A 15,145-nucleotide genomic window follows, 5' to 3' on the forward strand; every position below is an offset into this window, starting at 1 on the left:
AGTGTATTCAGAAGAGGACTTAATAAAGTGAGAGAGATGATTAAAAGTGTTGATTTCAAAGACTTTACAAAGATGATTTCTCATTTTAGGATGAACTATCTAAAAATCATCGGGTAGAGTAAGCTTTTTCTTATTCAGGTTATTACTATTTCTGGTGTATACATAACGAAGTTAAAAATGAATATAATGCTATTTTGTTTGATGATCATTTTGAAACATGGCCTTTTTTTAGAGGACCATTAGGAAATGCTAGAATCCCAGAACAAACTGTAAGATGTTATCATATTCTTTACAATAAAGTAGTGTTGGATGCAAAAGGTCGAGTTGTCAATGTTTTGAAGCATGATTGGCCGATTGATAATGTTTATAAGGAATATGGAATAGGTACATCCAAAGATTCTATATTTATCTCAATACCTCAAGGAATTACTTTAAAAGAAAAAGGGATCTTTGAGGAGTTAAGGTCAAATTATATTCTTTTAGAGGATGGGAATAAGTACATTCTTTATGATATTATCACCAAAAAAAGACTTAAAACCTCATTAGGTGTAGAATATTTTTATGGCAAAAATTATTGGGTACATAATGATAACGGTTCCTACTCACTCTTTACTGCTAAGGAAGAAAAAGTATTAGATGTTGATGCTCTTGAGGTATCGGATTATACCTTTGATATCTATACAAAAGGAAATAAAAAAGGAGTAAGTTGTATAGACTTCTACACCGAAGCAATTTTTGAAGATGCTCAAGTTTATGATGAATATGTGTTTCTAAAAAAAGAGAATAAATGGGCTGCTTATAATTTGGATTTAGAACCTTTTACTGGTTTTGACTTCTCATTTATTCACTCCATCAATTCATACACATTTAGACTTCACAAAGATTCTACAGAGTTTTATATGCTTACCGATAGTATAGTTTCTAATGACTTGCTTCATTACAGTAAATATGATAAAACTATTGCACAGAAAACGGCTGCCATAGAGTTATTTACAGTACGTACAGCTAAGAAAAACTATTTTTCTGGACGGGATCAGAGAAATAGCTATCATTATGGTTATACGGATAAGGAAGGTAATTTAAAAATTCCTTATCAGTTTGAAAGGGCAGGTAGTTTTGTGGAAGGAACCGCCATTGTATATGGGAATCATAAACCATTTCGTGATAACTATACAGGTGTAATTAATACTGAAGGAGATTTCATCATACAGCCAGTATATGATTTCGCACATATTGAACGTGTGGGGAAGAATTATTTTCTAACAGACAATGACGATAAAAGTTATACTTTATTTAATGATGAAGGAGAGGTAATCAAACAATTTGATAATTATGAAAAATGTACATCTTATGACTATAAGAATCGGATTTTTTCTCTGACCAAAGAGAACGGTCTTAGGGTATTTTATGATTGCAAGACGCTTCAATCTGTAGAATATCCTAGTGAGTGGTTTCATGAACGGAATCTAAAAAAACGCCTTTACGATGATATTTATTCCGAAGGTGATACTGTGGGTTCAATAATTAAATTAACCCACAAAATTGATAATACTTTAAACTATCTAGAGGAGAATAATATTGAATATAGTTTATTAGACAGCACTCTTGAAACATACTCATATAGAAGAGAATACGATTACAGAATTTATACCGTATTTACTCCAAAAAAAATTAATGAACAACTAATTTATGAGGGTTATGATAGTCTAAAACAAACAAAAAAAGGGTTTATATACTATTTAAAATCGAAATTCAATCAACCTCATTATTATAATGTGTTTTCTAAGGAGAAGGCAAGTTTTGATGGGGCAGTTGCTTATTATTCCGATACCTTTGAAAAGTATTTTTGTGTAAATAAAAACAATAAAAAGGGAGTATATAACATTACTAACAATAGTTGGGATATACCTCCAATTTATGATGAGATAGTCCAGCATCGAAACTGGTACCCATATTATCTTAGAAAAGGAAATAAAATATACTACGCGAATAATAAAGGAGTGATCAGTAAATTTTCCTCTCCAGCTGATTCAAAATTGGAAGGGTATTTAAGTTCAGAGCGATTTATCTATTTTAAAAATAATAAATCCGTATATGATTTAAAAAGACAAAAGTTTCTCAAAATACCATCAATTACCGAAACACCTTTCTTTTATCACGTAAATCATGACCTGATTATGATTTCAGGTACAGACTTTTACAATATTGATAAGGGAATCAAGAAAAATATATTTTCAGACACAACGATCTTCCATTCGGACGCTAAAGATAAATTTGATTTTCATATAAAAGGTGCCCAAGAAAATAGAGAAGACCTTACAGGTTTAATTTTTTCACTACACCATGAAAATGATGATTATTCGAACAAATCATATGGAATTTTTAATGAATTTGGTGAAATTATAGTCTTCCCAGTATATAGCTATATTCAAACAATGACATCAAAATATACTTATGGAGCTAGTTATAATATATTAGAAGGTCAAATAAATCTTTATAAGATAGGCGACAATTTAGTAGAACGGTTAATAGAAAATAAGTCTATAGAATATCTTGAAGCTTATAGACGATATGAAAATAGAAATAGTCATTTGAAATGACATTCTTTAACTTCAATCTAACTAAACAAATGACTCAATAATGAAAACTACAAAAAGCATTATACTAATAATAGGTGTAGTCTTACTCTCTACACTTTGTCTATCATACACAAATCCAAAACCCATCAAAAAATATTACTTTTTGGGTGAAGAAACACAACAGCAGAAAGGGATTGCATCTTCTATCACAGTGGGTGAAAACCAGAAAAACGTTGTGGCAGAGAGTGAACAAGTTGAGGCCGCATTTGATGAATTAATCGATCTGCTTGGCAATTCTTTTGAAGATCTAAAGGATAGGGATGCTAGAGGAGATTATATTGAGAGTTTTCTTGTAGATAAAGAAAAACACAGAAGAGTGTTTGAGCATCTAAAAGATAAAAATCCAGGAGCAACAGTTTTTAGAAGATCCGAAAATAGGCTGACAATTGATGATATTTACGATATGGATTTGTCTTTTGAAGGAGTATATACGGATGGTTTTGTAGGGTTAAAAGTAGATGGTCATCATATCGCAGAAAAAGGAGGTAAGTACGGTTTGGTAGATGAAATGGGTAGAGTTGTTATTCCTGTAATTTATGATATGATTGATGTGCCTTCTGAAGGAAAAGTAAGTGCCAAAAAAAATGGGAAGTGGGGGTATTTAAATCTTAAAGGAAAAACTGTCATTCCCTTTCAGTTTGATGATGCACAGCTATTTATAGATGGATACGCAGAGGTTGTTTCCAATTCAATTGAAGGTGTAATCGATAGTGAAGGACATTGGGTTTCTGATGTTGAAAAGGATGATAATTGGATGGAGCATTATGTTATGCATATCAATAAAAAATATGGTCTGAAAACCAACCGTTTCAATGAAACGTATTGTCTGTGGACGCTTCAAAATACCGTAAAAAATGAGTATTACGCACTTCTTTTTGATGATAATTTTGAGACTTGGGAACACAAAGAGAAAGGATATCAATATGACAGGTCCCCTTTTAAGAAAATCAGATGTTATTATATCATTTACAATAAAGTTGTGATTGATTTCAAAGGTAGAATTGTAAATGTATTAACAGAAGATATTCCTTTTGATATAGATAGTTATGGCTATGGAATTGCAACGAGGGCAGGGGTTACTTTTACACAAATTCCTCAAGGGAAAACTTCAGCCATAAGAGGTCAATTTGCAAAAGCAAGGAACAATTATTTAGCATTAGAAGGTACAGAAGATTATTTTCTTTATGATTTTTTCAAGAATAAAACATTAGAAATATCAGTAGGTGTAAGGTATCTCTATAAAGACTGTTTTTGGGTAGAAACAGAAGCTGGAAAATACCAATGCTTCACTTATGCTGAAAAGAAAATAATGGAAGTAGATGATTTTACAGCGATAAGTTCTGATTTTGGAGTTTTCACTCAAAACGGTAAAAAAGGACTTGCAGGAGACCATTTTTATACTGATGCTACTTTTGATGATATCAAAGTTTTTGAGAATTATATCTTTCTACAAAAGAATCAAAAATGGGCGGTCTTTGATATAGAATTAAATAGTTATTCTGATTTCGAATTCAAAAAAATAGAAGAAATCAACGATAATATCTTCAAGGTATATAAGAACGATGAAGAATATAAACTACTGATCAACGATAAATTCCTGACAAAAACCTATCATGACGGAAGGTACCTAACGGATAATGTGAAATCAAGCCCTAGAACATTATTTCTGACAAGCACTGAGGATGGAAATTCATCTAAATTCTCTCCTGACAGAATTTACGGTTATGTAGATCAAAATGCAACATTGGCAGTTTCTTATCAATTCAGCAAAGCTGAAAGTTTTGTAAATGAAATCGCAATAGTAAAAGGAAAGCTCAACAAGGAAGATAAAGAAGGATATGGAGTAATCAACACTGATGGCGATTATATTTTACCACCAAAGTATCACACAATTACTCGCATAGGTGATTTATACTTTTTAGCGAAAGAAAGAAGAACAAGAGATTATCTATTCACTTTACATGATGAAAATGGAACGGTCTTAGAAACCTTTGAAGGCTATTCTTACCAATTGGATGAAAATACTGTCGGTGATTTATTTTTTCTGGAGAAACCTTATGAAGGCACTGATTTGTATGATTGTAAGACAAATCTAGCTTTAACAATCGACAAGGAATGGTTAAAGGAAAACAACCTCGATGAAGAATTTTTAGAGAAAAATAAGTCGAGAAAAGATAAGAATAGTTCTATTTTCAGAATTGATCGAACAAGGGATAATATGCTCTCTTACCTTGAAGAAAATAAAGTGCATTTCTCGCTTGTAGATAGTTTTTATCAGAATCATGGTTACGGAAGAAAAACTAAATTCTATCAGATTCAAACCACCAAGAAAATACCTGCTAAAATCATAAGCAATAACTATTACAGATTCAGATCTACTGAGAAAGGGTATGAATATGACCTCTATGAATCTTCATGGGAGAGAGAGTTTTATAATCTAATTACAAAAGAAAGGGTACTTTTTGATGGAACAGTCCCTTATTATACAGAAGATTTTGAAAACTTTAGATGTATCGATGATAATCACAAAAAAGGGATATACAATGCAAGCCTTCAAAAATGGATTATTGATGTAGAATATGATAAAATAATTGATGCTTATGAAAGTGATTTACTTCATTTATTGAAAGGAGATAGAATATATTTTGCCAATTCAAAAGGAAAGATCAGTGATATCTCTATTCCTTCAAATTCCATTGATAGAGGTGATTTAATACTCGATAGATTTGTATTTTTTGAGTCTAATAATGATTCAATATATGATTTAGAGAAACAACTTTATATTAAAATTCCTGCCGTAAAAGAAGGTGTACCTGAACTATTCTACATCAATAATGACCTGGTGATGTTTTCGAATGATTATTTCTATAATATCAATAAAGGGCTCCAAAAAAATCTATACAATGATGCCGCTTTCCTTTCCACTGATCCTGAAGTAAAGTATGAACTAAAGATAGCAGAAGGGCAAGATAAAATATCTGGTTTAAAAGGATTAGTATTCTATCTGAAAATTGGATACGAAGACAAAGTATATGGAATCATAAATGAACAAGGAGAAGTAATAACAACTTCAGCAGAATACAGTTACATATTACCTGTTACTTCAGAAACAACATATGGATATAAAATAAGTTATTTCGATTTTGATATAGATTTGATTAATATAAGTGGCGATGTAAAGGCAGAAAGTATTGAAAACGAAAGTGCGGCTTATTTTCAGGCAGTTGAACAATATCGTAATTCTTCTGTGGACTGATACTCAAAAGTTAAAATAAATTTAAATAACAGATAAAACAGAACTAATACAGCAGAAAATCCGAATGATATAATAGTAATACCAATTAAAAAGTAAGATGAATCTCACACTTCAAGATAGAGAATACATAGAATTTACCTTTAATATTCAGAAGTTTAGCCGTCGTAAGATAGCTAGGAAACTTGGTGTTGCTCATTCTACAGTATGCCGTGAACTCAAAAGAAATTCAATAGGCGGTAAAAAATACAAAGCACACTATGCACATTACTTGGCTGTAGCCAGAAAAAAACTAACAGGAGGCAGTAATAAGAAAAAATCCATATTCAAAAAATATAAAAGAAAAAGACCTTATCGCCTTTATGCAGACCGTCGTCAAATTTGTTGGGCCTCAGACACACCCGAAGTTTACAATTTCTATCACAAACACACGGCTTATCGAAAACGTCTGAAAATAAAACGTTATCAGAAGCGTTTAAAACACAAAAAAATCTTTCATTTCAGAAACGACCTTTTTCTTTTTGCACTTTTGAAACTTCATATCACACTTCAAAAAGCAAGCAAGCTTAAGACATCAACTACACTCCTTGATACAATACTGGCGAATCAATACGTACAACAATCCGCATAAGGATCGTCATGTCATATTACCAAAAAAATCATCCCAACTGATCGCAGTAATACAATCACTACCTTTCTTTTCCACTCCATTTATCATTTTAATGAACAGGATATTCTCATTTCATCTCTTTATTTGTATTGATGGAGCAAGTGGAGCTTTTGCTCACGAATTAAAGTTTATGGATATTGATACCGTTTTATCTATCTTCTATGTAAATTTAAGGGTAAAGCAGGTTTAATAATTAGGTGATGTAAGCAATATGATTGGATAGGTGTGAAGGTGATAAAAAAAATCACTTATTGACTATCTAGTTTAATATTTAGAAAGGTCATCATAGTTACAATTAATTATTAAAAATTGTATTACTTTTACATCACTGTAGATTTTTCAGATGCAAACTAATTATTTTAAACATGAAAAAAAGCAAACTATTATTCCCGTATCTTGGGATATTTATTTTTACAATTTTATTCGGAGGATGTTCCATTTCTTCTGAAGTTGAAAAGCGTTATTATACTAAAAGGGAAGCAGAACCTATTTCTCGCATTGCATCATCAATTCTAATTGGGAAAAAACCTAAACGGTTACCAGATAATATAGATGAATTAGAAGCAGATTTTTTTGATAAATCCTTTGTGAAACTGTTTAATATGCCTGTAGAAAATTTTAAGGGTTCTCGTGAAGAGGAATTTAGAACTTTTAAAAAAACATATCAATTTATGTCTGAACAAATAAAAGCAAACAATCCGGATGTGAATACTTTAAAAATGTCAAGAGGTAAATTGATAACAGCCGATATTAACACATTAAAATACAACCAGGATTCAAGACGATTATTAGAAGGTTTGAAAGTGGATGGACACCATATAATAAAAAAAGAGGGTAAATACGGTTTGATGGATGAGAATGGATTAATTGTTATTCCACTTGAATACGATTTGATAGATGTGCCTTCAGAAGGTAAGGTGAGTGCAAAGAAAAATGGGAAATGGGGGTATTTAAACTTGGAAGGAGAGATAGTTATTCCTTTTCACTTTGATGAAGCACAAATATTTATTGACGGGTATGCACATGCTATTTCTAACGGTATAGAAGGGGTAATAGACAGTGAAGGAAATTGGGTTTCTGATCCTCAAAAAAATGATAATTGGATGAGTAAGTTTATTTTTAACTCTACCTGGAGTACTTCAACCGATTGGTCTAATTCAAATAAAATGTTCTATTTGTGGTATTTGAAAAATAGTCTTAAAGATGAATATTATGCTTTATTTACTGGTTATTCAAAAAAATGTAGTACTCCTTTTAGAAAAGTAAGGTGTTATTATATTATTTATGATTCTATTGTTATTGATGAGAAAGGAAGGTTTGTAAATATAATAGACGAGGATTTTAATATACAAAATGATCTAAATGGATACATTTTAGCAACGAGTGAAAGTAACTATACTTATATTGCTCCACCACAAGCTAAAGGTTTTTCGGTAAATGGAATTTATGGAAGAGTACATAAAGATTATATTGTATTGTATGGTCCAGATTATAAAAATCTCTACGATATTAAATCTAACATGAAACCTTGGCAGTCACATGATCTTCAATTTGTATTTGATGAATGTTATTGGGCAAAGCCGTTAACCAATTATCAATGTTATAATTATGATGGAAAAGAAATAATAGAGGCAGATAAGCTGATATATTATGCATTTCCTAAATTTCTTATATACACAAAAGGCAATTTAAAAGGAATTTCTGGAGATCAATTTTATACAGAAGCATTATATGATGATATTAAGATTTATGATAAACACCTATTTTTTAAGAAAGGAAATAAATGGGCGGCCTATAGCGTAAATCTGGATAAATATTCAGATTTTGAATACGAAAGAGTAAGAGAACTTTCAGATAAAACATTTAAACTTTATCTAGAAACAACAGGCTATCACATTTTGAAGGACAGTCTTTTAATAACTAGTGATGTGAACAGTAACAATCTCAATAAAACAGGTCAGATATAGAAAATACCCCAAAAGTGATTTATTAGAATTCGCTAATTACTAAACAAAAATAATTCAGAATTAATTTATTTTTGTCTATTTGTGATCTATTGGTTTGATTATCAATATGCTATGTGCTTTTTTGGGATTTTTTATTTCTAAAAAGGTTGGAAAAGCTACATTGATAAAAGCCAACTGAATCAATACGTAGGCATAAGGACCTTCATGTCTTATTACCAATAAATCAACCCAACCAATAACAGTAATACAATTACTACCTTTCTTCTTACTTCCATTTATCATATTAGTGAACAGGATATTGTCATTTCATCTCCTTATTTGTATTGATGGAGCAAGTGGAGCTTTTGCTCACGAATTAAAGTTTATGGATATCGATACCGTTTTATTGATCTTCTATGTAAATTTAAGGGTACAGCAGGTTTAATAATTAGAAGATGTAAGCAATATGATTGGATAGGTGTGAAGGTGCTCAAATTAAAATGACAAGAAATGAACAAGGAAACCATATTTTTCAAAAATAAAGAATATAAAATCTCTTATTATGATAACTCTTATATAATAAGAATAAATGATAATGAATTTACTTTTGGTATCCTATTAAAAAAGGAGCAATATAAAAGGTTAAAAGAAATTGGGAAAATTTTGAAATCTATTGATTTTGATCTTCATCAATCCATTTCAATGAAGGAAATAAATAACCTTTCTGTATATTCAAATGCTTATAAATTATCACCACCAGAACCTATGCTGATGGAATTAATGTTTGATAATGAACTTAATATAATATATAGTTATGATTGTTTGACTTTTGATGGATATTACTCGTGGTATACAAAATTTTCTAACAACACAATTATGGGAGTTTGGTATGAAATAACTTAGAAAAAGGATTACAAGCAACGACTTCTAGGAATTGAAATAATAAATGGAAAAATGATAAAAGGAAAGCGTGATTTAATATTAAAATATGTGACTGATGAAATTTCAAAGCAACAATTTGAGTCAAAATTTCCTGAAGTCAAAGATGTGAGATTTTTGAACAAGAATTTAATTCTGCGTATTTAAATAAAGATGCAACAGCAATAGACATAATAAAAATGATAACTCATAAATATTACGATGATAACTTTTTGTATAAAATGTCTTAGTACATGACAAAAAAAGCTAATCAGAGAAAATGTTTAACTTTAAGTTACCACACAAAAAATTGAACTCAACCTGATTAGCATGACCGAATATACATCATTATTTGAAACTTTATCGAAAACATTAACGCTTAATAAAGCAAGACTTACTTGTCTTTGCTGTATTATCTTAAGTTTATTGAAAGTCCAAACCGTTAACTTTAACAGACTTTCTCAAGGATTTTCTTCTTCGGCAAAACTTGAATCTAAACTGAGAAGAATACAAAGATTTTTCTCTGAATTTGAACTTGATGAAAATGCTTTTTCTCTCTTATTATTAAAAATGTTACCAATTCAAGGGAAGTTACAGCTATCGCTAGACCGTACAAATTGGAAATTTGGACAACTGAATATCAATATTTTATATTTAAGTGTGATTTATGAAGGTGTAGGACTTCCTATCTTGTGGACTGTCCTTGGAAATAAAAGAGGCAACTCAAATGAAAAAGAAAGGGAAGAGCTTTTCAATAGATTTCATCATCTCTTTGATTTATCTATTATAGAATATATAACGGCTGACAGGGAATTTATTGGAGGAAAATGGTGGGACTATTTGGTGCATCATAAAATACCATTTTATATCAGATTTAGGGATAACTTTGATCTTACTTTAAAAGGGGGAAAGGTTATAAAAGGACATTGGATTTTAAGAACACAAAAGTTAAATACACCCTATTTTCATCCATCTATTGTGACAGTTAATAATGTTTATGTCTATTTTTCAGGAATGAAATATTATGAGAAAGGGGAATTACAATTTTTGATGATAGCTTCCTACAATCAAGTGGATCAAAGTTTTGAGATTTACAAAAACAGATGACAGATTGAAACGATGTTCAAAGCTTTCAAATCTTCAGGTTTCAACTTAGAAGATACACACTTAATTCACTATGATAGGATTAATAAACTGCTATATATCATTGCTTTATCATTTGTATGGTCTTACAATATGGGAATTTTTCTTCACGACAATGTCAAGAAGATAAGAATTTTAAAGCATGGCAGAAGAGCTAAAAGCTTCTTCAAATATGGATTAGACTATATCTCTGATAAGTTATTAAATCCTAAGGGTACAGATCTAAATTTTATAACTACACGTTTTTTGTCATGTACTTAGATAAAATGTACAAAAAATTATTGGTTGAATGTTGGCATAATCAACATGAAAATATAGCATTATCATTTCAATTTAAATACAAAAATCCGGACTGCATAGATACAGTTGTAGAAGCCATGCACTTAAATTGTAATCATTGGGACGAAGAAGATAATAGAGACCCTTTCTTACGAAAATGTGCTTATGTTCTTGGTGATTTAAGGACAGAGTATGCTATTCAGAAACTAAAAGAATTGTCATTGTCATCAGATCCAATTATTAAAGAATATAGTGTCTATCAACTTCAAAGGATAGGAGAAATATAAGAATGACTCGAATATAATATCACCTTCTGACAGTTAAATTCGTTCGTTTCCAAAAAAACTATTCAAAGTATCAATTCGTCACTTAGAGCTATCTTATCAAATACTCCTTAGACTAGTAACTATTTCTAAAAGAGTAAAAAAAATAGAATAAAAAGAATTAAACTTTTTTTACTTTTACATAAGAATTAGGGCAGAAAAGCAGTTTTTTAATAAAGAATTAAAATGAGAAAACTTTTTAGTCCGTCCAATAGTTGATTTTTAAGCAAACTAATTTTCAAAACTAATAACTCTTCAATAATGAAAAAAAGCATAACTATATTCTTGATAATAGGTGTACTGATCAGTGTGGGATATTACTTTTCAAAACCCCGGATACCTAAAATTGAAAAACATATGTTTGAAGGTTTAGGTGCAATTGATGATGATCAAAAAGCTCATATAGACTCAATGATTCCAATAGGAACACCTCCTAAATTCGTTAAAGATATTGAGACGGATACCGATGCCTTATTAGATAAATTTTTTAACAGTTTTGATGATGCTTTTAATCAAGCTTTTAATGCAATGTTGAGTAAGGATAAAGGCAGTTATATTAAATCTTACAAGTCTGTTGAAAATAAAACTAGAAAGATTTACCGACAGATTTTAAAAAAGAATCCTAAGATCAATACTTTCACTAGTGATGGAAATAGATTGACGTCAGACAAGCTGAAGGACCTAGAATTTAAGGGTTTTTACAATGCAGATTTTGTGGGATTAAGAGTAGACGGACATCATATTGTAAAGAAAAAAGGAAAATATGGTTTAATTGATACTGATGGTAAAATTGTCATTCCTATTGAATATACAATGATAGATGTGCCTTCTGAAGGAAAGGTAAGTGCGATGAAAAATGGAAAGTGGGGGTACTTGAATTTGAAAGGGGAAACTGTTATTCCATTTCATTTTGATGAAGCCCAAATATTTATTGATGGTTATGCACATGTGATTTCTAATGAAATTAGTGGAGTAATTGACAGTAATGGAAACTGGGTTTCAGATCCTGAAAAAAATAATAATTGGTTGATTAATTATGTGGAAGTTACAAACCGTAAATTTGGAGGAACTGGTTTTGGGATGTCGAATTATTATAGCTTTTGGAGTCTTTATAATGTAGTGAAAAAAGAATATTATGCGGTTCACTTTGATGATAATTATGGGTCGTGGAAAAGAGGTTATGAATATTCTCGTAAAGATAAAGAACCTTACCAAAATCTAAGATGTTACTACATTCTTTACAATTCAGTTGTAGTAGATAGGAAAGGTCGAATTGTAAATGTGATGAAGAGAGATATTACCTGTGACAAGGAATTAAAAGGTTTTGGGATTGTTCCTAATGATGACATTACTTACCTTGTTGTTCCACAAGGTGAGACCATTATTTTGCAAGCGGAATATAAGGGCTACAACAATAATTATATAAGGTTAGAAAGAAATGAGGTTGGATATTTCTTTGATATCAGAACACAACAGGATGTAAAGAACTCTTTTGGTTTAAGATATGCAAATGACTCTTACTATTGGGTACGTAACTCAAAAGGCGTTTATGTCTGTTACAATTATGACGGAAAGGTGTTAATGGAACCAGATGATTATGATGGTCATGCAGTATATACGAAAAATGGTTTGAAAGGTCTAGTGTATAATGGATACTATACCGATGCAGTTTTTGATGATATTATTTTAAAAGGAGATTACTTTTTAGGTCAAAAGGATAAAAAATGGGCAGTCTTTAATCATGATCTAGAAAATTATACTGATTTTGATTATTCTAAGATAGAAAATCTAAATGAGAATACTTTTAAGCTCTACGTAAATGCTGATCGAGAGGATTATAAAGTGCTTATGGAGAAACGATTGTATAAAAAAACTTTAATTGGTAGTAATTATGATTCTACTGATACTGATAAAACTGAAGATAAAGAGTTGCATAGGTTCCCACTGTATCATCCAGAAGAGTACGAAGCTAATGTTGTTTATGGCTTTGTAGACAAAGAAGGAGAGTTAGTCATTCCTTTTCAATTTGAGGAAGCTACTACCTTTATCAATGGAATAGCAATAGTAAAAGGGAGATTAAATGACAGCGATTCCTTTTTGTATGGGGTGATTAATACTGAAGGAAATTATATTGTACCTCCTATATATTCAAAAATAAACCGTATAGATGATAACCATTTTTTAATTATGGAAGATGGTGAGGAATTATATAATTTTACATTATATGATGATGATCTGAATGTCATAGAAAAGTTCGAAGAGTATTCTGAGTTTTGGGATACAAGGACAGTCAATAGCATGTTTTTCTTGAAAAGGGATGACAACAGTGTTCACATGTATGACATCATTACTAAAACTTCAAAAATCTTTTCAAGAAAATGGTTCGAGGAACATGATTTAAGTTTTTATTCTTTACGACATGACTATTCTTCAAGGAAGAATGATGATAATTCTGTGTTCGAAATAAGACATCAAATCAACAATACTATTACTTATCTAAAAGAAAACAATATCCGTTTTACGATTCTGGATAGTACTATCACCCAAAAAACATGGAGAGAAACAAAAGTGTATCGTATTCAAACTCCTGAAAAAATTCCTATTGAAATGATAAAGAATGAAATGGATACTGTAATCAAAGTAGAAGAGGGGTTTGTTTATACCATAAGTTCAGAACTTGACTTTTATGAATTTTATGAACTAAGAGCGATGGAAAAAGTCACTTTCGATGGTGCAGTTCCTTATTATACTACTGATTTCGAACAGTACTATTGTATTGACAGTAACTATAAGAAGGGTATTTATAATGCAAAACTTCAAAAGTGGGATATACCTATATTATATGATGATATTTCTACTGATAGTGTTGGAAATCTTTTGTATGTAAAAAAAGATAAACAAATACATTATGCCAATTTAAATGGGAAGATTAGTGACTTATCTGTACCTTCAAGTTCACCTTATAAAGGGATCATCAGTTCCAACCGTTTTATTCAATTTGATTCAAAGAAAGACTCTATTTATGACCTTTTTGAGGATAAATTTTTCGAAATACCATCTACAGATCAAGATGCTAAATTGTATTATGTAAAGAATGATCTAGTTATGATTTCAGGACATCAATTCTACAATCTTGATAAAGGAATACATAAAGATCTTTTCTCCGATTCTCTTTTTATAGATGGATATAAAGATGAAAAAATTGATGTACATATACCTATCGAACAAGATAATCATGAAGACCTAAAAGGTTTGATTTTTTATTTAGACAAGGAATATGATGATGATCAATACGGAATTCTTGATGAAGAAGGTAATATTATTACAAGAAATACAGGTTATAAATATATCATGCCAATGATTTCTGAAACAACTTATGCCTATGTAAAACATTACTTTTCGGGTCTTAATATATTTATGAAAATAGATGAAAAGAAAGAAGAAAAATTACTGAGCAGTCAAGGAATGGAATTCTTTGAGGTATATGAACAATTGGAAGATCACCTTTAATATCTTCTTGATAGAAGGATGAAGCTTTTTACTATTTTTTACATTTCATTCATTAACCTGGAATGTCTATTACGATAAAGATTTTTGAGAAGGAATATGATTTTAAGAAAGTAGAATACAAATATTTTACTTCGCTTGATAAAGATGAAGTTTCTAAATATTCTTCATGTTTTAAATTCAATAATAATTTAATTCAATTAACAATACCCGAAAATTTAATTAAAAGAAGGAGTGATATTGAAAACCGTTATAAAAGGATTAAGAGCAAAGATGTTATTGAACAAATTATGAAATCCAGAAAATGAGATAATATATTTTTCTAAAAATTTACTCTACCCGATGATAATTGGATAACTTTCTAAAAAGGAAGAAAAGTTGTTATTTTAAATTTCCTACAAAATAAAACAAACAACTTTTCATGAGCCTTAACTCAGTAGCAAATCTACGAAAAACATTTGATGAAT

Annotated in this window: 8 protein-coding genes; all 8 read left to right on the plus strand. The window is 30.2% G+C overall.

Annotation, left to right across the window (positions count from 1 at the left end):
• Window positions 1-194 precede the first annotated feature (194 nt).
• The 8 genes from HHU12_RS30670 to HHU12_RS30705 all read left to right on the plus strand — a co-directional run bounded on the left by HHU12_RS30670 (window position 195) and on the right by HHU12_RS30705 (window position 14,681).
• The gene (locus tag HHU12_RS30670) at window positions 195-2,600 is read left to right on the plus strand and encodes a WG repeat-containing protein (RefSeq protein ID WP_169660559.1); all 2,406 of its coding nucleotides are present in this window, start codon (window positions 195-197) and stop codon (window positions 2,598-2,600) included.
• Between the two features lie 40 nt (window positions 2,601-2,640).
• Complete coding sequence (locus HHU12_RS30675; RefSeq protein ID WP_169660560.1) at window positions 2,641-5,895, plus strand: WG repeat-containing protein; 3,255 nt, start codon at window positions 2,641-2,643, stop codon at window positions 5,893-5,895.
• A gap of 97 nt (window positions 5,896-5,992) precedes the next feature.
• Complete coding sequence (locus HHU12_RS30680) at window positions 5,993-6,523, plus strand: helix-turn-helix domain-containing protein (protein ID WP_169660561.1); 531 nt, start codon at window positions 5,993-5,995, stop codon at window positions 6,521-6,523.
• A gap of 404 nt (window positions 6,524-6,927) precedes the next feature.
• On the plus strand, window positions 6,928-8,529 hold the full coding sequence (locus HHU12_RS30685) for a WG repeat-containing protein (protein ID WP_169660562.1): 1,602 nt from the start codon (window positions 6,928-6,930) through the stop codon (window positions 8,527-8,529).
• Between the two features lie 489 nt (window positions 8,530-9,018).
• Entirely contained in the window at window positions 9,019-9,411 is a 393-nt protein-coding gene (locus tag HHU12_RS30690; protein WP_169660563.1) for a hypothetical protein, read from the plus strand.
• Between the two features lie 345 nt (window positions 9,412-9,756).
• Window positions 9,757-10,533 (plus strand): hypothetical protein, encoded by a 777-nt coding sequence (locus HHU12_RS30695; RefSeq protein ID WP_169660564.1) that lies wholly within the window; start codon window positions 9,757-9,759, stop codon window positions 10,531-10,533.
• Between the two features lie 287 nt (window positions 10,534-10,820).
• Entirely contained in the window at window positions 10,821-11,135 is a 315-nt protein-coding gene (locus HHU12_RS30700) for a hypothetical protein (protein ID WP_169660565.1), read from the plus strand.
• 297 nt (window positions 11,136-11,432) lie between these two features.
• Window positions 11,433-14,681: a WG repeat-containing protein gene (locus HHU12_RS30705; RefSeq protein WP_169660566.1), complete on the plus strand. Its 3,249-nt coding sequence runs from the start codon at window positions 11,433-11,435 to the stop codon at window positions 14,679-14,681.
• Window positions 14,682-15,145: the final 464 nt, after the last annotated feature.

It is taken from the genome of Flammeovirga aprica JL-4 (assembly GCF_012844305.1).
Taxonomy (GTDB): domain Bacteria; phylum Bacteroidota; class Bacteroidia; order Cytophagales; family Flammeovirgaceae; genus Flammeovirga; species Flammeovirga aprica.